This window comes from Streptomyces sp. NPDC050145 (assembly GCF_044460245.1).
Classification (GTDB): domain Bacteria; phylum Actinomycetota; class Actinomycetes; order Streptomycetales; family Streptomycetaceae; genus Streptomyces.
Genome location: NZ_JBITJS010000003.1, coordinates 1 through 25,113, shown reverse-complemented (window position 1 = coordinate 25,113; position 25,113 = coordinate 1). Strand labels below are relative to the sequence as shown.

Genomic DNA, 25,113 nt, shown 5'->3' with positions numbered 1-25,113 from the left:
CGCGCGCCGCGGGATCGCGTCCGCCTTGCCGGGCGCGGCCCCACTCCCCCCCGAGGCCGGCACTGCCGGGCGGGGGGGGCCCCCCCGCCGGGGGGGGGGGGCCCCCCCCCCCCCCCCGCCGCTCCCCCGCCTCCGCTGCGCGCCAAGGCGGCCGGTCCGCCGCGCAAGCGGCCCTCGCGAGGGCGCGGGTCCCTCGTCGCGTGGGCGCTGCTGACGCCGGCGGGCCTGGTGATGCTCGCCGTCACCGTCGCGCCGATCGCCTTCCTGGTGTACGCGTCGTTCACGGACTATGACCAACGCTCGCTGTTCACCGGCGCGTTCGACGTCGTCGGGACGCGCCAGTACACGGATCTGCTGGCCGACGCCGAGTTCTGGCGCTCGCTGGCGCGGACGGTCGTGTTCACGGCGGCGATGGTCGCGGGCAGTGTCGCGATCGGCGCGGGAGTGGCCCAGTTGCTGACGCGGCTCGGGTCGGCGATGCGGATGACGGTCACGGTCGTGCTGATCCTCGCGTGGGCGATGCCGACGGTCGCCTCGTCCCTGGTGTGGAAGTGGCTGTTCCAGCCCGGCTACGGGGTCGTCAACTGGATGCTCACGCGGACCGGCCTGTTCGGCGACATGACGGACACCGACTGGTCGAACAGCGCGCCGCTCGCGTACGTGTCGATCTGGCTGCTGATCGTGTGGCAGGCGGTGCCGTTCATCGCGCTCACCCTGTACGCGGCGCTGATCCAGATGCCGGCCGAGCTGCAGGAGGCGGCGCGGCTCGACGGGGCGGGCGAGTGGCGGGTGTGGTGGTCGGTGACGCTGCCGTTCCTGCGGCCGACGCTGACCCTGATCACGCTGATGTCGGTGATCTGGGACTTCAACGTGTTCAACCAGATCTGGCTGGTGTCGGCGGGCGGCCCCGACTCGGCGACGACCACACTGGGCGTCTTCGCGTACCGGACCGCCTTCGTGGCGTTCAAGGTCGGCCAGGGCGCGGCCCTGTCCGTCGTCACGACGGTGCTGCTGCTCGCCGTCACCGCGCTGTACATCAGGCGGCTGCTGCGTTCCGGGGAGGACCTGTGACGGCGCGAAGGATCCGCAGGGGCCGGATCGTCGGCAACACGGTGGCGGTCGTGTTCTGCCTCGTGTGGCTGTTCCCGGTGTACTGGATGGTCAACACGGCGTTCAAACCGCGCTCCGAGGCGATGACGGCGACGCCGCGCTTCTGGCCGAGCGCGCCGACGCTGCACAACTTCGACGTGGCGCTCAACGGCACGGAGTTCTGGACGAACCTGACGAACAGTCTGCTGGTCGTGGGTGTCACGGTCGTGATCTCCATCGTGCTCGGCATGTTCGCCGCGGCGGCCGTCTCCCGGTTCCGGTTCAGCGGCCGGCGCACCGTGATGGTGGCGATCCTCGTCGCGCAGATGCTGCCGGGCACGGCGCTGCTCGTGCCGACGTTCCTCGTCTTCAACGAGGCGGGGCTGCTCGGCACGTACACGGGTCTGGTGCTCGCCTATCTCGCGCTCACCCTTCCGTTCTCGATCTGGGTGATGCGCGGGTTCTTCCTGACCGTGCCGGTCGAGGTGGAGGAGGCGGCGCGGATCGACGGCGCGTCGACCTGGCAGGTGCTGTGGCGGATCCTGTTCCCGCTGGTGCTGCCGGGGGTGATCGCGTCGAGCGTGTTCGCGTTCATCGCCGCCTGGAACGACTACCTCATCGCGTACACGTTCATGAAGGAGCAGAGCCAGTACACCCTGCCGGTGTGGCTCGCGTCCTTCACGAACCCGGCCCAGGGCACCGACTACAGCGCGCAGATGGCCGGTTCGGTCGTCTTCTCGCTGCCCGTGGTCGTGTTCTTCCTGCTCATCCAGCGCAAACTCGTCTCCGGCATGTCGGCCGGAGCGGTGAAAGGATGATCCACCCGATGCTCCTGCCCCGTCCCACCTCGGTCCGGCACGACGACGGCTTCTTCCTGCTCGACGACGCGACCGCGCTGGTCGCGGCGCCCGAGGCGCGCCCCGAGGCGCGCTGGCTGCAGGCGGCGCTGCGCCCCGCCACCGGCCTCGACCTCCCGCTCGTCGACCGCGCGGAGCGTGCCGTGGAGCTGCGGCTCGACGACTCGCTCGGCGCCGAGGCGTACCGGCTCGACGTCACCCCGGCCGGGGTCGTCGTCACGGGCGGGGACCGCGCCGGTGTCTTCCACGGCTGCCAGACCCTGCTCCAGCTGCTGCCCGCCGAGGTGTACCGGCGCGGCGAGGCGTCCGGGGTGCGCTGGGCGGTGCCGGTGGTGGCCGTCGCGGACGCGCCGCGGTTCGCGTGGCGCGGCGCGATGCTCGACGTGGCGCGGCATTTCATGCCCAAGCACGACGTGCTGCGGTTCGTCGACCTGATGGCGATGCACCGGCTCAACACCCTGCATCTGCACCTGACCGACGACCAGGGCTGGCGGGTGGAGATCCGGCGACGGCCGCGCCTCACGGAGGTCGGCGCGTCGCGCCGCGAGTCGCAGCGGGGCGCCGGTCCCCAGGCGCAGGGCGACGGCCGCCCGCACGGTGGCTTCTACACCCAGGAGGACATCCGCGAGATCGTGGCGTACGCGGCGCGGCGGCACATCACGGTCGTCCCCGAGATCGACGTGCCGGGCCATTCGCAGGCCGCGATCGCCGCGTACCCCGAGCTCGGCGTCGGGGGCGGCCCGGCGGAGGTGTGGACCCGCTGGGGCGTCAATCCGCGCGTCCTCAACATGGAGGAGTCCACCGTCGACTTCTACCGTGACGTGCTCGACGAGGTCATGGACCTGTTCCCCGGTGCGGTGATCGGTGTGGGCGGCGACGAGTGCCCGACCACCGAGTGGGAGGAGGACCCGCGCACGCAGGAGCTGATGCGCGAGCGGGGGCTGCGGCACGAGCACGAACTGCGCTCGTGGCTCGTGCGGCGGCTCGGCGAGCACGTGAGCGCGCGCGGACGGCGGCTGTTCGGCTGGGACGAGCTCCTGGAGGACGAGGTGCCGCCCGGCACGGTCGTGGCGTCGTGGCGCGGCATGACCGGCGCGGTGACGGCCGCCCGCCGGGGCTTGCACGTCATCTCCTGCCCCGACGACCAGGTGTACCTGGACTACCGCCAGTCCGAGGACCCGGACGAGCCGATCCCGGTGGCGGTGCCGATCACGGTGGAGAAGGCGTACGCGTTCGATCCGGTGCCGGCCGGGCTGAGCGCCGACGAGGCCGCGCACGTGCTCGGCGGTCAGGCCAACATCTGGACCGAGCACATGGATTCGCCGCGCACCGTCGACTACTTCGCGTTCCCGCGCCTGTGCGCGGTCGCCGAGGCGCTGTGGTCCACGGGCGAGCGCCGGTACGAGGAGTTCCGGCCGCGTCTGGAGCACCATCTCGCCCGGCTCGACGCGGTCGGGGTCGAGTACCGCGCGGCCACGGGCCCGCGCCCGTGGCAGACCCGGCCGGGCGTCCCGGGCCGCCCTTCGTCGGAGGCGGACCGGGAGGCGTTCATCGAGCTGCTCGTGGCCGGGATCAAGGAACCGTCCGGCCCGTCGGACGGCCTCGGGGACTGACACCGCCGGCGCCGCCAGGAGGTCACCCCGCGGTCCCGGCCTCCGGCACGGCGGCGGCGCCCACCATTCCGCCGAACAGGCAGGCGCCGGTGCGCACGGTGGCGTAGAGGACGTCGGCCGCCGCCGACACCACCGGCACCTCGTGCAGGGGCCGGGCCGCCGACCGCGTACGGGCGCGCAGCGCGTCGTGCGTCAGGACGGTGTCCGCGCCGCCCACGCGGGAGCGCAGCACCACGGCGACGTCGTCTCCGGCCCGGTGCACGACGCTCGGCCGCTGCGGCCAGAACACCATCTGGTCGAGGAAGCCCGGGCCGACCCCCACGACGGTCGTGTCGTCGGCCTCCGTGTGCTCCGTGCCCGCCACGCCGCCGTGCGGTGTCTCGGGCGCGGTGGTCCGGAACACGAGGCGCGCGCCCTGCGCCGCGCCCCGCGGGCGCACCGCGCGCGGCACGCCGTCGCGTCGGGGCGCGACGACGGCCACGGCCCCGGCCCGCAGGGCGCCGAAGTACAGGACGGGGAAGACGGGTTCGTCCGGCGCCGGGAGCCCCACCCGGTCGCCGGGGCGCAGTCCGTGCGCGTGCAGTCCGCCCGCCACCCGGGCGCTCAGTTCGTCCAGTTCGACGAGGGGCAGCACGCCGCACCCGACGCGCATCGCCGGTCGCTGCGGGTGTGTACGGGCCGCTTCCACGAGGGCTGTGGCGAGATTGCTCACGTCAGTTCGCTTTCCTACGGGCGGGGTTCGGTTCGACGTGACGATCCTCACCACCCCGGCTCTCCGGGGGCCATGTCGACGCGTACAGGGTCTTCTGTCGCCGCCGACAACGACCTGAACGGGCTTGCGCCCGTTGAGGAGAACCCCGCCCGGTGATGCCCCCGGTGGTGCCGCCCGCCACGACCGGGCGGCACACGTCCGTCAGTGGAGCCGTTCGGCCCGCCGTGCGGCGCGGCGGCGCACCGGTACGACGGTGTCCGGCTCCTCGTACGCCGTGTCCGGGCAGTCCAGCTCCGTCAGGTCCGGGCTGTACTCCGGAGCGACGAAGAGGTTCTGCCACTGCGGACGCGGGGACGGCATGTGCCGCCCCGCGGTGTCCGCATGCCGACGTACCTGAGATTCACTCATATGACCTTCCAGCGTTTCGACCCCTCGGCGGCGTGAACTGCGGCCGCCGTCATGACTTTCGATGTGTGACCGGTCCGGCAGGTGCCGGAACACGAATCACCCTGGTGGCGGAGGTACGTCCCGGTGAACGTGTCACTCACCGGGCGCGGCGACCTCCGTCAGCGCGCCGTCCGCGAGCCGCAGCCGGCGCTCGACCCCGATCTCGGCGAGGAACCGCTCGTCGTGGCTGACCACGACGAACGCTCCCTGGTAGGAGGCGAGGGCGCTCTCCAGCTGCCCGGCGCTGACCAGGTCGAGGTTGTTCGTCGGCTCGTCCAGGAGCAGGAGCTGCGGGGCCGGTTCGGCGCACAGCACACACGCCAGCGTGGCGCGCAGCCGTTCGCCGCCGGACAGGACACCCGTGGGCAGGTGCGCGCCGGCGCCGCGGAACAGGAAGCGGGCGAGGAGGTTCATCCGCTCGGCCTCGGTGCGGTGCGGCGCGTACGCGGCGAAGTTCTCGGCGACGGTCCGGTCGAGGTCCAGCAGGTCGAGCCGCTGCGACAGGTACGCGACGCGTCCGTCGGCCCGCCTGATCTCGCCGCTCTCGGGCGCGAGTTCACCGAGGACCAGCCTCAGCAGGGTGGACTTGCCGCTGCCGTTCGGGCCGGTGAGGGCGATGCGCTCCGGGCCCCGGATCGAGAGGTCGAGGCCGTCGCCCGCGAACAGCGGACGGTCGCCGTGGCGGACCTGGAGGTGTTCGCCGTGGAAGACGGTGCGCCCGGCGGGGACCCGGGTGTCGGGGAGGTCCAGGGTGAGGCGCTGCTCGTCGCGCAGGGCGCGTCCGGCCTCGTCGAGCCGGGACTTGGCCTCGCTGACGCGCCCCGCGTGGACCTGGCCGGAGCGTCCGGCGGCCTCCTGCGCGCCGCGCTTCATGGTCCCGGCGAAGATCTTCGGCAGGCCCGCGTCCTTGAGGTTGCGGGCCGCGTTGCTCATCCGGCGCTCGGCGCGCTCGCGGGCCTGCTGCGCCTCGCGCTTCTCGCGCTTGAGTGCCTGTTCCGCGTTGCGCACGTTCTTCTCCGCGACCTCCTGCTCGGCCTTGACGGCTTCCTCGTAGGCGGTGAAGTTGCCGCCGAACAGACGCAGTTCGCCGCGGTCCAGCTCGACGATGCGGTCCATGCGGTCGAGGAGGGTGCGGTCGTGGCTGACGATCAGCAGGGCGCCGTTCCAGTCGGTCAGGACGTCGTAGAGGCGCTGCCGTGCGTCGGCGTCGAGGTTGTTGGTGGGTTCGTCGAGGAGCAGCACGTCGGGGCGCTTGAGGAGCTGGGCGGCGAGGCCGAGGGAGACGACCTGGCCCCCGCTGAGGGTGCCGAGGACACGGTCGAGGGCGACGTCGTCGAGGCCGAGGCGGTCGAGCTGGGCGCGGGTGCGCTCCTCGATGTCCCAGTCGTCGCCGATGGTGGTGAAGTGCTCCTCGGCGACGTCGCCGGACTCGACGGCGTCGATCGCCCGGATGACGCCGTCGACGCCGAGGACCTCGGCGACGGTCAGGTCGGAGGTGAGCGGCAGGCTCTGCGGGAGGTAGCCGAGGGTGCCGGTGACGGTCACGGATCCGGCGGTGGGCCGGAGCTCGCCCGCGATCAGCTTCAGCAGGGTGCTCTTGCCCGCGCCGTTGGGGGCGACGAGCCCGGTGCGGCCGGGGCCGATCGTGCTGGACAGGCCCGCGAAGACGGGGGTGTCGTCGGGCCAGGCGAAGGTCAGGTTCGAGCAGACGACGGAGATGTCGGACATCGTGTGTACCTCAAAGGGTGACGCGGGAATGCGTGGGGCACTCCACCGCGAAGGGAGTCATGGCGAAAGGGGACGACGAGGCAGCCACTTCGGCGGACGCGTCTTCGGCGTCACCGGTGGCCGTCAGGTCCGGGTCTCACCCGGAGATGTCGTCGTCACCCGCCACGGTCTGCTCCTGATCACACGAAGAATGGAAGATCCACCGTAACAGAGCGCCTTCCACGCGCCGACTCCTTTTCTCATCGGCCTCCCCCGTCCGCGATCTCGCGGGTCTCTCACCGGTCTCTCGTTGTGGACACCGCCTCAGGGGGCGGGCCGGTTCGGTCTACGGTGATGCCGTGCTGACCGACGGCGCCAGCTCTCTTCGAAAGTGACCCACAGTGACGAGCGTCGCATACCAGGGTGAATACGGCTCCAATTCCGCGGCCGCCGCCCAGAAACTGTTCCCCGGCTGCGCCGAGCTGCCCTGCACCAACTTCGAGCAGGCCCTGGACGCCGTGACACTCGGCACCGCCGACCTCGCGGTGATCCCGGTCGACAACTCCGCCGCCGGACGCGTCGCCGACGTGCACCATCTGCTGCCGGAGTCCGGCCTGTTCGTGATCGGGGAGTACTTCCTCGCGATCCACTTCGACCTGGTGGGGGTGCCGGGGGCGACGCTCGACCAGGTGGAGCAGGTGCGCAGCCATGTGCACGCGCTCGGGCAGTGCCGCAAGGTGCTGCGGGAGGGCGGCTGGCGCACGCTCGTCAGTGACGACACGGCGGGCGCGGCCCGTGAGGTGGCCGAGCTCGGGGACCCGCGGCACGCGGCGCTCGCCCCGCCGGCCGCGGCCCGGCACCACGGTCTCGAGGTGCTGCGGGCGGGCGTCGAGGACGACCCGGACAACACGACGCGCTTTGTCGTCCTGTCCCGCGAAGCGGCCTTCGCCCCGCTGTCCGGCACCCCGACGATGACGAGCCTCTTCTTCGCCGTACGGAACATCCCGAGCGCGCTGTACAAGGCCCTCGGCGGCTTCTCCAGCAACGCGGTGAACCTGACGAAGATCGAGAGCTACCAGATGGGCGCGGGGCTCAACCCGAGCTGCTTCTACGTCGAGATCGAGGGCCACGTCGACGAGCCGCGCGTGGCGCTGGCCCTGCACGAGCTGCGCTTCTTCTCCTCCGAGGTCCGCGTCCTGGGCGTGTACCCGGCCCACGAGCACCGCATGGCGGGGCGCCCCGCCTGACCCTCCCGGGGTCCCGGGCGGGCATCCGTCACGCCGGTTCGCCGGTGTGGACGGGGAGTTCGGCGAGCCGCCATTCGAGCATGCCGTCGTCGAGGCGGATCGCCCGGCGGCCGCGTTCGGCGAGCAGGCGCACCGCGTCGTACGCGAGGACGCAGTACTCGCCGCGGCAGTACACGACGATCTCCAGGTCCCGGGGCAACTCCTCGATCCGGTCCGCCAGTTCGGCGACCGGGACGGAGAGCGCGCCCGGGATGTGCCCGGCCCGGTACTCCTCCACCGGGCGTACGTCGAGGAGCACCACGTCCCCCGCCTCGAGGCGGGCCCGCAGTTCCTCGCGGCCGACCTCGGCGCCGCCGTCCTCGCCGAGGTAGGCGTCGCGGGCGGCCGGCACGGCGGCCTGACGGGTCTCGGCGACCTTGCGCAACAGCGCGAACAGCCGCGCGACGTCCTCGCCCGCCAGGCGGTAGTGGACGCGCACGCCCTCGCGCCGGGTGGCGACGAACCCGGCCTGCTTGAGGGTCTGCAGATGCGCGGACGCGGTCGTCAGGTTCAGCCCGGCCGCCTTGGCCAGCGCGTCGACCGTGCGCTCGCCCTGGGCCAGCAGATCCAGCAGTTCCAGACGCTTTCCGCTGGCCAGCGCCTTGCCGCTGGACGCGAACGCGTCGTAGAGATCCGCCTTCGCGCCGGCCTTCGCGGTCTTCGCCGTTTTCGGCATGCCATCCTCCATAGATCCATGGATTATTGTAATAGAAGGTCGCGGCAGCGGCCGGCGAGACACGGCACCTGGCGTCCCGCCTGCTTCACCTGATCTTGGAGGACTCGTGGGCTTCGCCGACGACCACCTCGTGCCTCTTCTCGACGAAGGGCTGGGCAACAGCGCCTACCTCGTCGATCTGGGCGACGGCCGCGCCCTGGCCGTGGACGCCGGCCGTGATCTGCGCGCCCTGCACGCCGCCGCCGGCCGGCGCGGACTGCGGGTCGCCTTCGCCGCCGACACCCACCTCCACGCCGACTTCCTCTCGGGCGCGGTCCAGCTCGCCCACGACAAGGGCGCCGTCGTGCTCGCCTCGGCCGCGGGCGGGCGCGGCTTCGCGCACCGGGGCCTGGCCGACGGCGACGAGGTCGACCTGGGCGGTCTGACGCTGCGCGCGCTGGCCACTCCCGGCCACACCGACGAGCACCTCTGCTTCCTGCTCCTCGACGGCGGGCACCCCGTGGGCGTGTTCACGGGCGGCTCGCTGATCGTGAACTCCGCCGCCCGCACCGACCTCCTCGGTGCCGAGCGCACCGAGGAGCTCGCCCGCGCCCAGTACCGCTCCCTGCGGCGGCTGGCCCGGCTGCCCGAGGACACCGCGGTCTGGCCCACGCACGGCGCGGGCTCGTTCTGCTCCGCCCCGCCCGGCAGCGAGCGCACCAGCACGATCGGCGCCCAGAAGCGGGCCAACCCGCTGCTCGCGGCGCCGGACGAGGACACCTTCGTACGCCGGCTCCTCGACGGTCTGGGCAGCTACCCGGCCTACTTCGACCGCCTCTCCGAGCGCAACCGGCTCGGCCCCGCCGTCCTGACGCACGACCCGATGCTGCCCGCCCTCGGCGCGGACCGGGTCCGCGCGCTGCTCTCCGAGGGCGGGTACGTCGTGGACGTGCGCCCGGCCGCCCGGTACGCGGCGGGCCATGTCCCCGGGTCCGTGTCGATCGCGCTGCGCGGCCAGTTCGCGACCTGGCTCGGCTGGCTGCTGCCCGACGACGCCCCGCTCGCGTTCGTCGCCGACGCGGACCAGGACCTGGGCGAGATCGTCTGGCAGGCGTACAAGATCGGCTACGAGCGGATCGCCGGGCACCTCGCCGGCGGCATGGCCGCCTGGCGCGCGGCCGGGCTCCCGGTGTCGGAGACCGCGTACCTCACCGCGGACCGGGCGCCCGGCACCGCGTACGTCGACGTGCGCCAGGAGTCCGAGTTCGCGGCCGGGCACGTCCCGGGCGCCCTCCATCTGGAGCTCGGCGCGCTGGCCGCGCATGCCGCCGACACCCCCGAGGGTGCGGTCGTGGCCTGCGGGCACGGGGAGCGCGCCATGACCGCGGCCAGTGTCCTCGAACGCGCCGGGCACCCGGGCGTCAGCGTCCTGAACGGACATCCGCGCGACTACGCGGCCGCGCACGGCCTGCGGCTCACCGAGGGCGAGGCTCCGTGAGCGGGCTCGCGGCCCGGGGGCCTGCCGGACCCGTACGGCTCGGACTGCGGGAGAACTGGCCGCAGTTCACGCTGCTGGTCGTCGTCAACGTCTGCGTCGGTGGATTGGTCGGCCTGGAGCGCACCACGGTCCCGCTCATCGGGACCGAGGTCTTCGGGCTGACCAGCGACTTGGCCGTGTTCTCGTTCATCATCGCCTTCGGGCTCACCAAGGCGCTGACGAATCTCGCCGCCGGAGCCCTGACCGCGCGGTTCCGGCGCAAGCAGCTCCTGGTCGCGGGCTGGCTGATCGGCGTCCCCGTGCCGTTCGTGCTCGCCTGGGCGCCGTCCTGGGGCTGGGTCGTCGCCGCGAACGTCCTGCTCGGCCTCAACCAGGGGCTGGCCTGGTCTATGACGGTCAACATGAAGATCGACCTCGTCGGGCCCGCCCGCCGGGGCCTGGCCACAGGCCTCAACGAGGCCGCCGGGTACACCGCCGTCGGTGTCACCGCCCTGCTCACCGGCTGGCTCGCCACCGTGTACGGGCTGCGCCCCGCGCCCGAGCTCATCGGTGTCGTCTTCGTCGTGGCCGGACTGGCTCTCGCGCTGGCCGCGCGGGACACCGCCGGGCACGTCGCCCTCGAGCTCGCCCAGCACACCGAGCCGCTGCCCACCGGCGAGGACACCGGCCTGGCCGCCGCCTTCGCCCGGACGTCCTGGCGTCACCGCTCGCTGCGCGGCGCGAGTCAGGCGGGGCTCGTCAACAACCTGAACGACGGTCTCACCTGGGGCGTCTTCCCGCTCCTGTTCACCGACCACGGCCTCGGCCTCGCCGCGGTGGGACTCATCAAGGGCCTGTACCCGATCCTGTGGGGCATCGGCCAGATCCCCACCGGCCACCTCGCCGACCGCGTCGGCCGCAAACCCCTGATCGTCACCGGCATGCTCGTCCAGTCCGCCGGCTTCGTGATCGCCCTCGTCCTGCTGGACACGCCGCTGCTCGCGGGCGTCCTCTCCGCCGTCGCGCTGGGCCTCGGCACGGCGATGGTCTACCCGGCACTGATCGCCTCGGTCGCCGACCACGCCCACCCCGCCTGGCGGGCGAACGCCCTGGGCACCTACCGGTTCTGGCGCGACATCGGCTACGCGGTCGGCGCCCTGGTCGCCGGAATCCTCGCCGACGCCCTCGGCCTGAACGCCACGGTGATCGCGGCCGCCGCCCTCACCGCCGCGTCGGGCCTGCTCGCGGCCCGCTGGATCACCGACCGCCCGGCACCGCCCCGCGCCGCCCGGCCCGCGGGACCGGCTCTTCCCTGCTGAGGAGTTCGCCGCCACACTGGCCTCCCGCCCGGAGCCGAGCGCCCGGGACCGACAGAACGACGAGGTGCACCCGTGACCGATCCGTCCTCCGCTCCCCCGGCCGAAGTGCCGTACGGGGCGGTCTCGGTGCTGGTCGGGGACCGGCGCGGCGCGTTTCCCTACGGGAACTCGCTGCTGGTGCGCGGGACGGACGCGACCGTCGTCGTGGATCCCTCGCTGTCCCTGGTGGAGCACGTGCCGGCGGCGGACATGGTCCTGGTGAGCCATGGGCACGAGGACCACGTGGCCGGCCTGGGCGGCTACGACATGCCCGTGCACGTCCATGAGAAGGACCTGGCGGCGGTGCGCTCGCGGGCCGCGATGGTGGCGAGCTTCGGGCCGGCCGAGGAGAACCGCGCCTCGCTCGACCGGCTGCTGCGGGACGAGTTCCGGGTGACGGACCGGCCGGACGCCCAGGGCTTCGCGGAGGGCACGGTGTTCGATCTCGGCGGGCGCACGGTGACCGTGGTGCACCTGCCGGGGCACACGGCGGGGCACTGCGGCTTCCTCGTCGAGCCGGACGGGTTCCTGTTCGTCGCCGACATCGACCTGACCTCCTTCGGCCCGTTCTACGGGGACGCGGGGAGCAACCTCGTCGACTTCGAGGCGTCGCTGCGGCGCTGCCGGGAGATCGACGCCCGCTGGTACGGCACCGCGCACCAGAAGGGCGTGATCGAGGGGGCCGCCGAGTTCCGGAACCGGCTGGACGCGTTCACCGGTGTCGTCGAGCGGCGTGACGCCACGCTGCTGTCCCTGCTCGACGAACCCCGCGATGTCGACGAACTCGCCGCCCATCGGCTGGTCTACCGGCCGCACGTCGAGGGCGTGCACGTCCCGCTGATCGAGCGCCGCACGCTGGTCCGGCACCTGGACCGGCTGTCCGATCAGGGCCGGGTCGAGGAGGTCGAGCCGGGCCGGTTCCGCTCGACCGGGAAGTGACGGCGGGCGGCCCCTCACCCGGCCGCGCGAGTCCGTCACACGTTCGCGCCCTCCGGGGTGCGCGGCCGCGGTCCGGCGTGAAAGCTGAGCACAGCGGCTCGGGCCCCTCGTCCTCCCCCCTCGTGTCAGGCGCCGGAGCCGTGCCCCGCCGGCAGGCCGTACCCGTACGGCCTGCCGGCGTTCGTGTGCCGTGCCGCTCAGCCGGTCAGGGTGACGCGCAGGAAGTCGAGGATCTCCGCCCGGGCCCCTTCCGCCTGCGGGACGATTCCGGGCAGGGACAGGAAGGCGTGGATCGCGCCCGCGTGTTCCGTGAGGCGGGTGGGTGTGCCGGCCGCGTCGAGCCGCTCGGCGTAGCGGCGGCCGTGGTCGGCGAGCGGATCGTGGGTCGGGACGACGACGAGGGCCGGCGGCAGTCCGCTCAGGTCGTCCGCATGCAGCGGGGAGAGCGGGCGCGGGTCGGTGCCGGGCGGCACGGCCAGCCGCCGGAACAGACGGAGTTGGGGCAGGCTCAGGGACGGGGTCTGCGGGTGCTCGGCCATGGAGGCGTGGTCGAACAGGGCGTCCGTCGTGTCGACGGCCGGGTTGACGAGCACCTGCGCCCTGAGCGCGGGGCCCGCCGCCGCGCGGGCCCGGATCGCCGTCAGCGCGCCGAGCAGTCCGCCGCAGCTCTCCCCGAACAGGGCGATCCGCTCCGGGTCGATCCCCCACGCGGCAGCGTCGCCGGCCAGGTGCCGCAGCACGTCCCAGACGTCGTCGGCGGCGCGGGTCAGCGGGCTGTCGAAGGCCAGCAGCCGGTGGTCGACCGAGACGACGACGGCGGGCAGCCGGGCGGCCAGGTGACTGTTGACCCAGTCGCTCTGCGTCGCGGTGCCCACGAACCCGCCCCCGTGGACGTGGACGACGAGCGGCAGGGACACGCCGTCCGACGGCCCGCGAGTGGGCCGGGGGCGGTACACGCGGACCGGAAGGTCGTGACCCGGCAGTGACACCGTCCGCCACTCGATCGCGGCGTCCGGGTCGGGCTCGCCGGTGGCGACGCGTGCGGCGGCCGACGCGCGGAAGCGGTTCTCCGCCTCGCTGAACGCGGCCAGTTCACCGGCCGTGATGTGTTCCCAGTCCGGCTCGGCCGGCCGTTCCGGGGCGGTGAGCGCCGCCGCGCCCGTGCCGCCGATTCCGCCCGACTCGCTGTGCTCACTCATGGCTTCCCCTTCGCCCGAACGGTCTTCTCGCGATGTCTGCGCACCTTGAGGCATCGAACCCGTGGCGCTGAACCCGAGGTATCGAACCCCAAGGTATCGAAACTTGAGGTATCGAAACCATAGGTAGCGAAAAGAGATATCGTGGCGCCATGCCCTCGCGCCCGTCAGACACCCCGTCGGACACTCCGTCCGGCACCTCGTCCGTGCGCCCGCCCGGTCGCCCGCCGGGCCGCCCCCGCGCCGGCCTCAACTCCACTGTGTTCGCCGCGACGTTGAGCACGGTCGTCGAGCTGGGATACGCCCGCGCCACGGTCGAGCGCATCGCCGCCGCGGCCGGGGTGGCGAAGTCGACGGTCTACCGGCGCTGGCCCACGAAGGGCGCACTGATCGTCGACTGCCTCCTCGACGCGCTGGGGCCGGTCCCGCTGGAGGGCGAGACCCGCGCGGAGATCCTGGAGTCGAGCGTGCGGCTCGTCGCGGCGCGGATCGGCGAGCCGGGCGTCGGGGACGCGTTCGCCGGCGTGTTCAGTGACGCCGTCAGCGACCCGGGGCTGCGCGAGATCCTGGCGACGCGGCTGCAACAGCCGTATCTGACCGCGCTCCAGGAGGCGCTCGGCGAGCCGGAGCACCGGGTGCTGTTCTTCATCGACGTCGTGGTGGGCGTCCTGCTGCACCGGATGGGGATGACGGGCGAGCCGATGGTGGAGCGGGACGTCGACGCGCTGGTCGCGATGGTGCTGCCCCATTTCGCCACCGGCCCCGACGGGCACTGAGAGCCCCGGCGCGGCACAACGCGCCGGCAAAACGCGTCGACATCGCGCGCCGTGTTCCGCGATGCTGGGCGCGATGACTCGTATCGACGACACACCTGCCGCCTGGGACGACCGCACCCAGCTGACCACGTTCCTCGACTACACGCGCGACACGGCTCGCGCCAAGTGCGAGGGCGTCTCCGCGGAGCACGCCCGCACGGCCCTGCTGCCCGGATCCCCGCTGATGACCCTGAGCGGGCTGATCAACCATCTGCGCTGGGTCGAGTACTTCTGGTTCCAGGTCGTCTTCCTCGGCGAGGAGGACGAGGGGCCGTGGACCGACGAGGATCCCGACCGCGAGATGCGCATCGCCGTCGACATCCCGCTGCCGGAGCTGCTCGACGCGTACACCGAGCAGAGCGCCCGCTACCGGGAGCTCGTGGCGAAGCACCCTCTGGACACGAAGGCGCAGCGGACGACGCGCCAGGGTCACGCGATCGATCTGCGCTGGATCCTGCATCACCTCACCGAGGAGACCGCCCGGCACAACGGGCATCTCGACATCCTGCGTGAGATGCTCGACGGCTCGACCGGCAGCTGACGCCACGCGCCCAACTACGCGAAGGTGCCCGTGAGTTCATGACTCCTGGGCACCTTCGAGCATATCGGGGCATTTCGCATGGTGAGACGATCGTCTCGTCTCGCGTTGACATCTCCTGATCATCTGCTTCATATTCCTGTCCATGTCACGCAGTCCCGTCACCCTGAAGAGCGCCGCCATCGAGCTGGCGCTCATCGGCGTGACCGGGCACAGCGTCTCCGACATTCACTGTTGCTGACGTCTGCAGACGTGCGCGCGGGCCGTCCGGCCCGGACGGTTCCCGTTCCGAGCGCGCACCCGTGCGTACTCCGCCCGCAGGCGTGACAGTTCCCGGCGCTCCCCTTCCGTACCCTCGCCCGTCGACCTCCCGGCTTCCCGCCATGTCGACGAGTCGACACGGTCGTGTCCGTGCGCCCCTCTCGCTGCCTGCGCGGTTCCCCTCATCCCGATCCGCAGCAGTTCTCAGAGAGGTCTCCTCCGATGCGTCAACCGCCCGTCAAGTCCCGCCGCCTGGCCGCGGCCGCAGCCGTGCTCGTCGTGGGTGCGGGTGCAGCGGCCTGCGGTCCCCAGGAGAGCAAGGGCGGTTCCGCCGGCGCCGCGGGCACGCCCCACAAGGGCGGCACGCTCACCGTCCTGAACAGCATCCCGCAGGAGGACTTCGACCCCGCGCGCCTCTACACCTCCGGCGGCGGCAACATCCCCTCGCTCGTCTTCCGTACGCTCACCACCCGCAACCGCGAGGCCGGCGCGGCGGGAGCGAAGGTCGTCCCGGACCTCGCGACGGACCTGGGCACGCCCAGCAAGAACGCCACGGTGTGGACGTACACCCTCAAGAAGGGCCTCAAGTACGAGGACGGCAGCCCGATCACGAGCGCCGACATCAAGTACGGCATCGAGCGTTCCTTCGCCGCCGAACTGTCCGGCGGCGCCCCGTACCTGCGCGACTGGCTGATCGGCGGGGCCGACTACGAGGGCCCGTACAAGGACAAGAAGGGCCTCGACTCGATCGAGACGCCCGACGAGCGGACCATCGTCTTCCACCTGAACAAGCCCGAGGGCGAGTTCCCCTTCCTGGCCACGCAGACCCAGACGACGCCGGTGCCGCAGAAGAAGGACAAGGGCACCAAGTACGAGCAGCACCCCGTCTCCTCCGGCCCGTACAAGGTCGTGAAGAACGAGGGCGACGGCGAGCGGCTCGTCCTGGAGCGCAACACGCACTGGTCGGCGACGACCGACGAGGAGCGCAAGGCCTACCCCGACCGGATCGACGTCCGCTCCGGGCTCGACTCCGCCGTCATCAACCAGCGGCTCTCCGCCTCGCGCGGCGCCGACGCGGCCGCCGTCACGACCGACACCAACCTCGGCCCGGCCGAGCTCGCCAAGGTGTCCGGCGACAAGGACCTCGCCGCGCGCGTCGGCACGGGCCACTTCGGCTACACGAACTACATCGCCTTCAACCCGAAGGTGAAGCCGTTCGACAACCCGAAGGTGCGCCAGGCGATCTCCTACGCCGTGGACCGCTCCTCCGTCGTGAACGCGGCGGGCGGCTCCTCGCTCGCCGACGCCGCGACGACCTTCCTGCCGAACCAGAAGTCGTTCGGCTACACGCCCTACGACCACTTCCCCGCCGGGAAGAGCGGCAACGCGGCGAAGGCCAAGGAACTGCTCAAGGAGGCCGGTTACGCCAAGGGCCTGACCGTCACGCTCACGCACTCCAACGCGAAGGACTTCGCGACGAGCCCCGAGATCGCGACCGCGCTCCAGGAGGCGCTGAAGAAGGCCGGCATCACGGTCAAGCTCCAGGGTCTGGAGGACAACGACTACTCCGAGACCGTGCACAGCGTGAAGTCCGAGCCCGGCTTCTTCCTGACCGGCTGGGGAGCCGACTGGCCCTCCGGCGGCCCGTTCTTCGCGCCGATCTTCGACGGCCGGCAGATCGTGAAGTCCGGCTACAACTTCAACACCGCGCAGCTGGACGACGCTTCGGTCAACAAGGAGATCGACGCGATCAACAAGCTGACCGACCTGAGCGCGGCCGCCCAGCGCTGGGGCGCGCTCGACAAGAAGGTCGGCGAGCAGGCGCTCACGGTGCCCCTGTTCCACCCGGTCTACAAGCGGCTCTACGGCGAGTCCGTCAAGAACATCGTGATCAGCGACTGGACCGGTGTGCTCGACGTGTCGCAGGTCGCGGTCAAGTAGCCATGGCCGAAGCACTGCTCACCGAAGTCACCGCATCCGGTGACGCGGCCGAGGGGGCGGGGGTCGTCGCGGCGGCCCCCCCCCCCGGGGGCCGCCCCTTCTGGCGGCGGCTGCGGGCCCGGCGCTCCGCGCTCGTCGCGGGCGGCGTCGTCGCCTTCCTGGTCCTGATCGCGCTGGCGGCCCCGCTGCTCACCGCGGTCGAGGGCCAGGACCCCACGACGTACCACCCTGATCTCGTCGACTCCGCGACCGGCGGCGTGCCGCTCGGCTCGTTCGGCGGGGCGAGCGCCGACCACTGGCTCGGCGTCGAACCCCTCACCGGACGCGACCTGTTCGCGCGGGTCGTGTACGGCGCCCGGGTCTCGCTCGGTGTCGCGCTCGCCGCGACACTCCTCCAGGTGCTGCTCGGGGTCGCCATCGGCCTGGCCGCGGGTCTCGGCAACCGGATCGTCGACCAGGCGCTCAGCCGGGTCACGGACGTGGTCGTCGCGCTGCCGGTGATGGTGGTGGCGCTCGGCGCGCTCGCCGTCGTCCCGGCCGGATTCCCGCGCCCCGTGCTGATCGCCGTCATCATCGGCCTGGTCGGCTGGGCCGGTACGTCGAAGATCGTGCGGGCCCAGACCCTGGCCCTGAAATCGCTCGACCACGTGGCGGCGGCCCGGCTCAGCGGCTGGGGCCGGTGGCAGGTCGCCCGGCGCGAGCTGCTGCCCGCGCTCGCCGCGCCCGTCATCACGTACGCGGTCCTGCTGTTCCCCGGGAACATCGTGGTCGAGGCGGCCCTGTCCTTCCTCGGCGTCGGCATCAAGCCGCCGACCCCGTCGTGGGGGCAGATGCTCAGCGACGCCGACACCTGGTACCAGGCGGCGCCCACGTATCTGCTGATCCCCGCGCTCCTGCTGTTCGTCACGGTGCTGGCGCTGACCGTCCTCGGCGAGGGCGTGCGCACGGCGCTCGACCCGCGGGCCGAGTCCCGGTTGCGGGTCGGCACCGGCCGCAAGCAGGAGACCCGGCACGATGCCGAGAAGGAGGCCGGCGCATGACGGGCTTCCTGATCCGCCGCGCCGGCGGCGCCGTCTTCGTCCTGTTCACCCTCAGCGTCGTCGTGTACGCGGCCTTCTACGTGGTCCCGGGCGATGTCGCGCAGATCGCCTGCGGGCCGCGCTGCTCCCCCGGGCAGGTGGCGCAGGTCAGCGCCCAGCTGAAGCTGGACGACCCCTTGTACCTGCGGTACGCGCACTTCCTCCAGGCCCTGTTCACCGGGCAGGACTTCTCGACCGGCACCGGTGTGCTGCACTGCCCGGCGCCCTGCCTCGGGCTCTCGTACCAGAGCGATCAGCAGGTCACCGGGCTGATCCTGGCGAAGCTGCCGGCGACCACCTCGTTGGTGCTCGGCGCGTCGGTGCTGTGGGTGCTGCTGGGTGTCGGCACCGGCGTGCTGTCGGTGTGGCGGCGCGGCCGGCCGGCCGAGCGGATCCTCACCTGGATCACGCTCGCGGGCATGGCCACGCCGGTGTTCGTCATCGGGCTGCTGCTGATCATCATGCTGGTGACGGTGCTTCAGGTGCTGCCGTTCCCTGACTACGTGCCGTTCACCGACGATCCCGAGCAGTGGGCGTGGAACCTGCTGCTGCCGTGGATCTCGCTGGCCCTGGTGAGCGCGGCGCCGTACGCGCGGATGACGCGCGCCTCGATGCTGGAGACGCTCGCCGAGGACCACGTGCGCACGTTCCGGGCCTACGGGGTGCCGGAGCGGACGCTGGTCGGGCGGCACGCGCTGCGCGGCGCGCTCGCTCCGGTGATCGCGCTCGGCGCGCTGGACATCGGCTCGATGTTCGGCGGCGCGCTGCTGACGGAGTCGCTGTTCGGCATCCCGGGTGTGGGGCGTGAACTGGTGGACGCGGTCCGGACCGTGGACCTTCCGGTCGTCGTGGGTCTGGTGCTGGTCACCGGGTTCTTCGTCGTCCTCGCGGGCGCCCTCGCGGACGTGTTCCACGCGCTGGCCGACCGAAGGGTGGTGCTCGCATGAGCCTGATCAAGGTCGAGGACCTGTCCGTGTCGTTCGGCGCGGTACAGGCCGTACGGAATCTGTCGTTCACGCTGGAGCCCGGCCGTGCGCTGGGCATCGTCGGCGAGTCCGGCTCGGGCAAGAGCGCGTCCGCGTACGCGCTGCTCGGGCTGCACCGCGGCACGGGCGCCGAGGTGTCCGGCTCGGTGCGGGTGGCCGGGGTGGACGTGGGAAAGGCCGACGACGCGGAGCTGCGCTCGCTGCGCGGCGCGAAGGCGGCGATGGTCTTCCAGGACCCGCTGTCCTCGCTCGACCCGTACTACGCGGTGGGCGACCAGATCGCGCAGGTGTACCGGGTCCATCACCGGGTCTCGCGGCGTGCGGCACGGGCTCGCGCCGTCGAGGTCCTGGACCGGGTGCGCATTCCGGACGCGGCGCGCCGGGCCCGGTCGCGGCCGCACGAGTTCTCGGGCGGGATGCGGCAGCGGGCGCTCATCGCGATGGCGCTGGCCTGCGAGCCGCAGCTGCTGATCGCGGACGAGCCGACGACGGCCCTGGACGTCACGGTGCAGGCCCAGATCCTGGATCTGCTGCACCAGTTGCGGCAGGAGACGGGCATGGGGCTCGTCCTGGTCACGCACGACGTGGGGGTGGCCGCCGAGTCCGTCGACGACGTCCTCGTGATGCGGGCGGGGCGGGCCGTCGAGCGCGGTCCGGTCGGCGCGGTGCTGGCCGCGCCCTCGGAGCCGTACACGCGGGCGCTGCTCGCGGCGGTCCCCCGGATCGACGGCGCGGCCACGACCGACCGGCCGGCTCCCGCCGAGACGGCGGAACCGCTGGTCGAGGCGGTCGACGTCCACCAGGTGTTCGGCCGGCGGGCGGCCGCGACGAAGGCCGTCGACGGGGTCTCGCTCGCCGTGCGCCGGGGCGAGACGCTCGGCATCGTCGGGGAGAGCGGCAGCGGCAAGACGACGCTCGGCCGGATGCTGGTCGGGCTGCTGGAACCGAGTGCGGGCCGGGTGGTGCGGCGGGGCCGGGTGCAGATGGTGTTCCAGGACCCGCACTCGTCGCTGAACCCGCGCCGCTCGGTCGGCGAGTCCGTCGCGGATCCGCTGCGGGCCGCCGGGAAGCTCGACGAGCGGGCGATCCGGGCCCGGGTCGGCGAACTGCTCGCACAGGTCGGTCTGGACGCCGATCTGTACGACCGCTATCCGCACGAGTTCAGCGGCGGGCAGCGGCAGCGGGTCGGGATCGCGCGGGCACTCGCCGCGGACCCGGACCTGATCGTGTGCGACGAGGCCGTGTCGGCGCTCGACGTGACGACGCAGGCCCAGGTCACGGAGCTGCTCGGCCGCCTGCAGCGGGAGCTGGGCCTCGCCCTGGTGTTCATCGCGCACGATCTGGCCGTCGTGCGTCAGGTCAGCGACCGGGTGGCGGTCATGCGGGCGGGCCGCGTCGTGGAGGAGGGGCCGGTGGACGAGGTGTACACGCGTCCTCAGGATCCCTACACCCGCGCGTTGCTGGCGGCGGTCCCGGCGCTCGACCCCGGGCTTGCGTCCCAACGCCGGTCCCTGCGATCGGAGTTGGCGGCGGCCTGACGAGGCGGCCGGTGGCGGACAGGTTCCCGCCACCGGCCGTTCGCGTTCCCTTCCTGCCTCCCGCGGCGATTGACTCCACCTTTCCCTCTCGCTAAGTTGCTGAACATGTTCACTGAACTCGTTCAGCGAGTGGCGTCATGACGGCGGCCTCGCGCTCCGAGCAGAAGGAAGCGACCCGGGCACGGGTCCTCGGCGCGGCCGAGCGTCTCTTCGGGGCGCGCGGGTACGCGTCGACGACGGTCCGGGACATCGCCGCCGACGCCGGGGTCAGCGTCGGGACCGTCATGGCGGTCGGCGACAAGGCGGCGATCCTGGTCGAGCTCTTCGACCGCCGGATCGCCGCGCTCCACGCGGCCCGGGGCGCGCGGGAGGCGACCCGGACCGCGGGCAGCCCCGTGGACGAGGTGCTGACCCTGTTCGCGCCGTTCGTCGAGGTCTTCACCGCGGACCAGGACCTGGCCCGGCACTACGCGGCCGCGCTCGTCTCCGGCCGGCATCGCGCGGGCGTCTTCGACGAGCTGGCCGGGGTGCTGCGGCGGGAGATCGCCGAGGTCCTCACCCAGCACGGGTTCGCCCCTGCGGCGGCGGAGCGCGCCGCGACGGCCGTCCATCTCGCCTACCTCGGCACGCTGTTCATGGGCGCGGGGAGCGGTACCGACGACCTCGGCGGGCCGGTGACGGACCTGGTCGCGGCAGTGGAGTTCATCATCGAGAACCGAGAGGGGAACCCGTCATGAACCTGAGCCCGGATCCGTGGTGGCCGCAGGCGGTGCTCGCCGGTGTGCTCGCCGCCGACGCCCTGATATCCGTGCGACCGCCCGCCTTCGTCCGCGCCTGTCTGAGCGGGGTGGGGTTCCCGGAGGACTGGTGGTGGTCCCTCGTCGCGATCAAGCTGCTCGCCGCGGCGGGCCTGATCGTGGGTCTCTCCTACGACGGCGTCGGCGCGGCGGCGAACGCCGGCGTCGTCTGCTACTTCCTGGCCGCGTCCTACGCCCATGTCCGAGCCCGGTTCCTGCGCTCGGAGTTCTGGGTCAACTGCCTGGGCATGCTGGCCCTTTCACTCGCCGCCCTCGCCCTGTCCTACGGCACCTGACCGGTCGACCGCCGCACCGAATGGCCCAGTGGACCCACCCCGATGTGGCCCATGATGCAGGGCCACATCACTGGCAGGCTGAGGGCATGACGACAGACGACGCCCCGCACACCGACCGCACCCGAGTGGACTTCTGGTTCGACCCCGCCTGCCCGTTCGCCTGGATCACCTCGCGCTGGATCCTCGAGGTGGAGCCGCTGCGCGACCTCGACGTCCACTTCCACGTGATGAGCCTGTACCTGCACAACGAGGGCAACGAACTGCCCGACTGGTACCGGGATCTGGTGGACCGCTCGCTCGGCCCGGTGCGGGTCGCCGTCGCGGCGGCCGAGCTGCACGACGACAAGATCCTGCGCGACCTGTACACGGCGTACGGCACGCGCATCCACCAGGACCGCGCCGAGGACTTCGACCAGGTGACGGCGGAGGTCCTGGCCGAGCTGGGGCTGCCCGCGGAGCTCGCCGCCGCCGCGCACTCGGACACGTACGACGCGGCGCTGCGGCGCAGCCACGACGCCGGGACGGACCCGGCGACGGGCGCCTACGTCGGCACCCCGACGCTGCACCTGGACGGCACCCCGTTCTTCGGGCCCGTGCTCGGCGCGATCCCGCGCGGCGCCGAGGCCGCCGAGATCTTCGACGCGGTACGGGTCCTGGCCCGGCAACCGCACTTCTACGAGCTGAAGCGCGAGCGCACGGGCAGCCTGGACTTCTCCTGACCGGGCGGGGGGCGCCGACCGGGGTCAGCGCACGACGTCGAGGATGTTCAGCTGGATCCCGTTGGAGTACGCCTCGTGCTCGACGAGCTTCAGCTTCTGGGCGTCCTTGTCGGTGCCGCTGAACAGGCGCTTGCCGGCGCCGAGCAGCACCGGGAACACGAGCAGGTGGTAGCGGTCGATCAGGCCGGCGTCGGACAGCGCGCGGTTCAGGCCGGCGCTGCCGTGCATGATGATCGGCCCGCCCTCGGTCTCCTTCAGGGCGGCGACCTCGTCGAGGGAGCGCAGGATGGTCGTGTCGCCCCAGTCCGACACGAGGGCGTCCTCGGTGAGCGTGGTGGAGACGACGTACTTCGGCAGCGGCTTGTAGTCGGCGAACTCCTCCATGGCCGGCCACACCGGGCTGAACGCCTCGTAGCTCGCCCGGCCGAACAGCATCGCCGAGGCTTCCTTCTGCTCCCGGCCCTTGATCTCGTAGGCCTCCGGGACGAACTCGATGTCCTTGAAGGTCCATCCGGCGTTGCGGTACCCCTCCTCGCCGCCGGGCGCCTCCACGACGCCGTCCAGGGAAACGAAAGCGGTGCTGATGAGCGTGCGCATCTGTATGTCCTCTGTCTTGTCTGGGCTTCGCGGTGCCCGGCGGTCCCGCTGTCGCGGTGTGTCACTCATACGACCGGGGCCCGCCGGAAAACTCATCGCCTGACGGCCCACCTTTTCACCGGGCACCGGATCATGTCAGCCGAGAAGCCCGGCGATCAGGTGGTTGGCCTCGTCCGAAAGCGCGGGCGGCATGGCGTGGTGAGCGATTCCCCGGAGCACCTTCACGCTCGCCGCGGGCATCAACTCCCGTGCCTTTGACGCCACTTCATGACTGTCGTGAACCCTGGCGGCTCCGGCGAGAAGGATCAGGGCCGGGGCCGTGCAGGCGCGCAGCGCGTCGGGGGCGGGGCGCGGGCCGGTCGCGGGGCGCGCGGCGGGGAATCGGGCGGCGGCCTCCTGGAGCGCCAGGCAGTCGGGGTCCAGGGCGCCGGCGCCCCCGCTCTCCCACTCCAGGAACGTACGGACGCGGCGGGGCGTCGGGCGCAGGAGCACGGGCAGGGCGTGCAGGAGGTAGGCGGGGCGGAAGGCGGCGAAGCACTGCGTCGGGTCGAGCAGGACCAGGCGGCGGGTACGGGCGGGGGCGCGGAGGGCGTGGTGCAGCGCGATCCAGGCACCGTAGGAATGACCGATCAGGTCCACTTCCCCGCCCCCGAGGCCCAGGCCGTCGAGGACCGACGCCACCCAGGTCATGAGGTCGTCGAGGGTGCGGGGACGGCGTCCGGGGTCGGGCACGCTGCGGCCCGGGGCGCCGATCAGGTCGACGGCGTGGACGCGGTGTGTACGGGAGAGCGCGGCGGCCTGTGCGTACCAGGCGGCGGAGGTGGCCCCTCCGCCGCCCGGGAGCAGGAGGACGGGGGCGCCGTCGGCGGGGCCGCACATGTTCACGTGTGTGGCGCCGAAGGGGGTGGGGACGGTGACGGAGGTGTGCCGGGCGGGCCACTTGGCGAGGACCCGCTCGTACGCGGTGCGGAACGCGGCCGGGTCGTAGGTGTGCGGGTGGGGTGCGTCGTGGACGGCTGCGCGTGGGCTCATGGCGGTACAACCCCCTGGTCTGCGGTCGAGCCGATACCTTCTCGGACTGCTGCCTCGCCGAGCTATTATCTCGTTCAGCGAGATAGTTGCCGAACGAGATGATAGCCGGAGGAGGCGCCCGTGTCCGGGTCGAGGTCCGCGGGGTCCGAGCGGGAGATCGTGCACCTGCTGCGCGCGGTGGTGGTCGAACTGGGCCTGCACAGCGCCCGGTTCGCCCGCGAGAACGGCATGCACCCCACCGATGTGCGGGCTCTCATCGCCCTGATGGACGCGGCACGCGCCGGCGAGGAGACCACGGCAGGCTCCCTGGGTTCGGCGCTCGGCCTCAACTCGGCCGGGACGACGGCGCTGGTCGACCGGCTGGAGCGGGCCGGACATGTGCGCCGGGAGCGCGGCGAGCGGGACCGCCGCAAGGTGACGGTCGTCGTGGACGAGCGGGCGATCGCGCTCGGCGAGGCCCACTTCGGCCCGCTGATCGCACGGACGACGGAGCTGCTGACGTCGTACGACGAGCGCCAGCTGGACGCGATCCAGGGCTTTTTGGAGGGCGTGCGGGAGGCTGCCGCCTCGGACCGGTAGATCCGGCCGCTCCGAACAGCGGGATCCGGGCCATGACGGCGAAGGCCTCAACTACGTGGTTCATACTCTGAGTTCGTCCGTGAGTTCGTCCGTGAGTTCGTCCGTCTACCAGGGAGCGACATGACAAGCAGGTTCACCGAGGTGGTCGTCGACTGCCACGACCCCGAGGGGCTCGCGGCCTTCTGGTGCGAGGTCCTGGACTTCAAGGTGCTGGAGCGGCGCGAGGACTTGGTCGAGATCGGCTCCTGGGTGCCGACCGTGGAGGAGGTCCGGGCGCGTCAGATGCCGCCGACTCTGGTCTTCATCCGGGTGCCCGAAGGCAAGGCCGTGCAGAAGAACCGGCTGCACCTCGACGTCAGCCCGATCGACCGCGGCACGGAGGACGAGGTGTCCCGGCTGCTCGCGCTCGGCGCCACCAGGGCGGACGTCGGCCAGGGACCGGACGTGAGCTGGGTGGTCATGAGGGACCCCGAGGGCAACGAGTTCTGCGTGCTGCGCACCTTGGCGCCCTAGGTGTGCTGTTCTGACACGTTGGTGACGCGGCTGGCTGGGGTGTGGCCGCTGATTCCGGTGTGGGGTCGGTGGTAGTTGTACCAGTC

Annotated in this window: 26 protein-coding genes; 19 read left to right on the top strand and 7 right to left on the bottom strand. The window is 72.3% G+C overall.

Features of this window, described 5'->3' with window-relative positions; translation table 11 throughout:
* Positions 1–231: 231 nt before the first annotated feature.
* From ACIBTU_RS06795 to ACIBTU_RS06785, 3 genes are read left to right on the top strand one after another with little or no spacing between them, the layout of a single operon-like run.
* A complete protein-coding gene (locus tag ACIBTU_RS06795) occupies positions 232–1,071 on the top strand; it encodes a carbohydrate ABC transporter permease (RefSeq protein ID WP_399124852.1) in 840 nt (279 codons plus the stop codon).
* Positions 1,068–1,907 carry a carbohydrate ABC transporter permease gene (locus ACIBTU_RS06790; protein ID WP_399124851.1) on the top strand — a complete coding sequence of 280 codons (840 nt, stop codon included), beginning with the start codon at positions 1,068–1,070 and terminating at the stop codon, positions 1,905–1,907. The genes ACIBTU_RS06795 and ACIBTU_RS06790 overlap by 4 nt, the downstream gene beginning before the upstream one ends.
* Before the next feature lie 8 nt (positions 1,908–1,915).
* Positions 1,916–3,559, top strand: a complete 1,644-nt coding sequence (locus ACIBTU_RS06785; RefSeq protein WP_399124850.1) for a beta-N-acetylhexosaminidase — start codon at positions 1,916–1,918, stop codon at positions 3,557–3,559.
* Positions 3,560–3,581: 22 nt separating this feature from the next.
* Here ACIBTU_RS06785 and ACIBTU_RS06780 read toward each other — a convergent pair whose 3' ends face one another.
* The 3 genes from ACIBTU_RS06780 to abc-f form a co-directional block, all read right to left on the bottom strand.
* Positions 3,582–4,271, bottom strand: a complete 690-nt coding sequence (locus ACIBTU_RS06780) for an AMP-binding protein (protein ID WP_399124849.1) — start codon at positions 4,269–4,271, stop codon at positions 3,582–3,584.
* Between the two features lie 201 nt (positions 4,272–4,472).
* On the bottom strand, positions 4,473–4,631 hold the full coding sequence (locus ACIBTU_RS06775; RefSeq protein ID WP_399124848.1) for a hypothetical protein: 159 nt from the start codon (positions 4,629–4,631) through the stop codon (positions 4,473–4,475).
* Positions 4,632–4,811: 180 nt separating this feature from the next.
* Positions 4,812–6,446 (bottom strand): ribosomal protection-like ABC-F family protein, encoded by a 1,635-nt coding sequence (gene abc-f / locus ACIBTU_RS06770; RefSeq protein WP_399124846.1) that lies wholly within the window; start codon positions 6,444–6,446, stop codon positions 4,812–4,814.
* Positions 6,447–6,826: 380 nt separating this feature from the next.
* Between abc-f and ACIBTU_RS06765 the strand changes: the two genes are divergently transcribed.
* Positions 6,827–7,672: a prephenate dehydratase gene (locus tag ACIBTU_RS06765; protein ID WP_399124845.1), complete on the top strand. Its 846-nt coding sequence runs from the start codon at positions 6,827–6,829 to the stop codon at positions 7,670–7,672.
* Between the two features lie 28 nt (positions 7,673–7,700).
* Here ACIBTU_RS06765 and ACIBTU_RS06760 read toward each other — a convergent pair whose 3' ends face one another.
* Entirely contained in the window at positions 7,701–8,387 is a 687-nt protein-coding gene (locus ACIBTU_RS06760) for an ArsR/SmtB family transcription factor (RefSeq protein WP_399124844.1), read from the bottom strand.
* A gap of 106 nt (positions 8,388–8,493) precedes the next feature.
* Here ACIBTU_RS06760 and ACIBTU_RS06755 point away from each other — a divergent pair, with 106 nt between their 5' ends.
* The 3 genes from ACIBTU_RS06755 (at position 8,494) to ACIBTU_RS06745 (ending at position 12,140) form a co-directional block, all read left to right on the top strand.
* Positions 8,494–9,864: a rhodanese-like domain-containing protein gene (locus ACIBTU_RS06755; protein ID WP_399124843.1), complete on the top strand. Its 1,371-nt coding sequence runs from the start codon at positions 8,494–8,496 to the stop codon at positions 9,862–9,864.
* A complete protein-coding gene (locus ACIBTU_RS06750; RefSeq protein WP_399124842.1) occupies positions 9,861–11,162 on the top strand; it encodes an MFS transporter in 1,302 nt (433 codons plus the stop codon). The genes ACIBTU_RS06755 and ACIBTU_RS06750 overlap by 4 nt, the downstream gene beginning before the upstream one ends.
* A 72-nt stretch (positions 11,163–11,234) precedes the next feature.
* Positions 11,235–12,140, top strand: a complete 906-nt coding sequence (locus ACIBTU_RS06745; RefSeq protein WP_399124841.1) for an MBL fold metallo-hydrolase — start codon at positions 11,235–11,237, stop codon at positions 12,138–12,140.
* Between the two features lie 197 nt (positions 12,141–12,337).
* Here ACIBTU_RS06745 and ACIBTU_RS06740 read toward each other — a convergent pair whose 3' ends face one another.
* Positions 12,338–13,339 (bottom strand): alpha/beta hydrolase, encoded by a 1,002-nt coding sequence (locus ACIBTU_RS06740; RefSeq protein ID WP_399124840.1) that lies wholly within the window; start codon positions 13,337–13,339, stop codon positions 12,338–12,340.
* A 149-nt stretch (positions 13,340–13,488) separates the two neighbouring features.
* Between ACIBTU_RS06740 and ACIBTU_RS06735 the strand changes: the two genes are divergently transcribed.
* The 10 genes from ACIBTU_RS06735 (at position 13,489) to ACIBTU_RS06690 (ending at position 22,306) form a co-directional block, all read left to right on the top strand.
* On the top strand, positions 13,489–14,112 hold the full coding sequence (locus ACIBTU_RS06735; protein WP_399124839.1) for a TetR/AcrR family transcriptional regulator: 624 nt from the start codon (positions 13,489–13,491) through the stop codon (positions 14,110–14,112).
* Between the two features lie 73 nt (positions 14,113–14,185).
* Positions 14,186–14,692, top strand: a complete 507-nt coding sequence (locus tag ACIBTU_RS06730) for a DinB family protein (protein WP_399124838.1) — start codon at positions 14,186–14,188, stop codon at positions 14,690–14,692.
* A 142-nt stretch (positions 14,693–14,834) separates the two neighbouring features.
* The gene (locus tag ACIBTU_RS06725) at positions 14,835–14,930 is read left to right on the top strand and encodes an Ms4533A family Cys-rich leader peptide (protein ID WP_399124837.1); all 96 of its coding nucleotides are present in this window, start codon (positions 14,835–14,837) and stop codon (positions 14,928–14,930) included.
* 242 nt (positions 14,931–15,172) lie between these two features.
* Complete coding sequence (locus ACIBTU_RS06720) at positions 15,173–16,891, top strand: ABC transporter substrate-binding protein (protein WP_399124836.1); 1,719 nt, start codon at positions 15,173–15,175, stop codon at positions 16,889–16,891.
* A gap of 2 nt (positions 16,892–16,893) precedes the next feature.
* Entirely contained in the window at positions 16,894–17,931 is a 1,038-nt protein-coding gene (locus ACIBTU_RS06715) for an ABC transporter permease (protein ID WP_399124835.1), read from the top strand.
* Positions 17,928–18,917 carry an ABC transporter permease gene (locus ACIBTU_RS06710; protein ID WP_399124834.1) on the top strand — a complete coding sequence of 330 codons (990 nt, stop codon included), beginning with the start codon at positions 17,928–17,930 and terminating at the stop codon, positions 18,915–18,917. The genes ACIBTU_RS06715 and ACIBTU_RS06710 overlap by 4 nt, the downstream gene beginning before the upstream one ends.
* Positions 18,914–20,494: a dipeptide ABC transporter ATP-binding protein gene (locus ACIBTU_RS06705; protein ID WP_399124833.1), complete on the top strand. Its 1,581-nt coding sequence runs from the start codon at positions 18,914–18,916 to the stop codon at positions 20,492–20,494. The genes ACIBTU_RS06710 and ACIBTU_RS06705 overlap by 4 nt, the downstream gene beginning before the upstream one ends.
* Before the next feature lie 137 nt (positions 20,495–20,631).
* A complete protein-coding gene (locus ACIBTU_RS06700) occupies positions 20,632–21,231 on the top strand; it encodes a TetR/AcrR family transcriptional regulator (protein WP_399124832.1) in 600 nt (199 codons plus the stop codon).
* Positions 21,228–21,587 carry a DoxX family protein gene (locus ACIBTU_RS06695; RefSeq protein ID WP_399124831.1) on the top strand — a complete coding sequence of 120 codons (360 nt, stop codon included), beginning with the start codon at positions 21,228–21,230 and terminating at the stop codon, positions 21,585–21,587. Before ACIBTU_RS06700 ends, ACIBTU_RS06695 begins: the two co-directional genes overlap by 4 nt.
* An 86-nt stretch (positions 21,588–21,673) precedes the next feature.
* A complete protein-coding gene (locus tag ACIBTU_RS06690; protein WP_399124830.1) occupies positions 21,674–22,306 on the top strand; it encodes a DsbA family protein in 633 nt (210 codons plus the stop codon).
* Positions 22,307–22,330: 24 nt separating this feature from the next.
* On the opposite strand, the gene ACIBTU_RS06685 is transcribed toward ACIBTU_RS06690, so the two are convergent.
* Both ACIBTU_RS06685 and ACIBTU_RS06680 read right to left on the bottom strand, forming a co-directional pair.
* The gene (locus ACIBTU_RS06685; protein WP_399124829.1) at positions 22,331–22,903 is read right to left on the bottom strand and encodes a dihydrofolate reductase family protein; all 573 of its coding nucleotides are present in this window, start codon (positions 22,901–22,903) and stop codon (positions 22,331–22,333) included.
* Between the two features lie 135 nt (positions 22,904–23,038).
* Entirely contained in the window at positions 23,039–23,935 is an 897-nt protein-coding gene (locus tag ACIBTU_RS06680) for an alpha/beta fold hydrolase (protein ID WP_399124828.1), read from the bottom strand.
* Between the two features lie 120 nt (positions 23,936–24,055).
* Here ACIBTU_RS06680 and ACIBTU_RS06675 point away from each other — a divergent pair, with 120 nt between their 5' ends.
* Complete coding sequence (locus tag ACIBTU_RS06675) at positions 24,056–24,514, top strand: MarR family winged helix-turn-helix transcriptional regulator (protein ID WP_399124827.1); 459 nt, start codon at positions 24,056–24,058, stop codon at positions 24,512–24,514.
* A 120-nt stretch (positions 24,515–24,634) separates the two neighbouring features.
* Complete coding sequence (locus ACIBTU_RS06670; RefSeq protein ID WP_399124826.1) at positions 24,635–25,027, top strand: VOC family protein; 393 nt, start codon at positions 24,635–24,637, stop codon at positions 25,025–25,027.
* Positions 25,028–25,113: the final 86 nt, after the last annotated feature.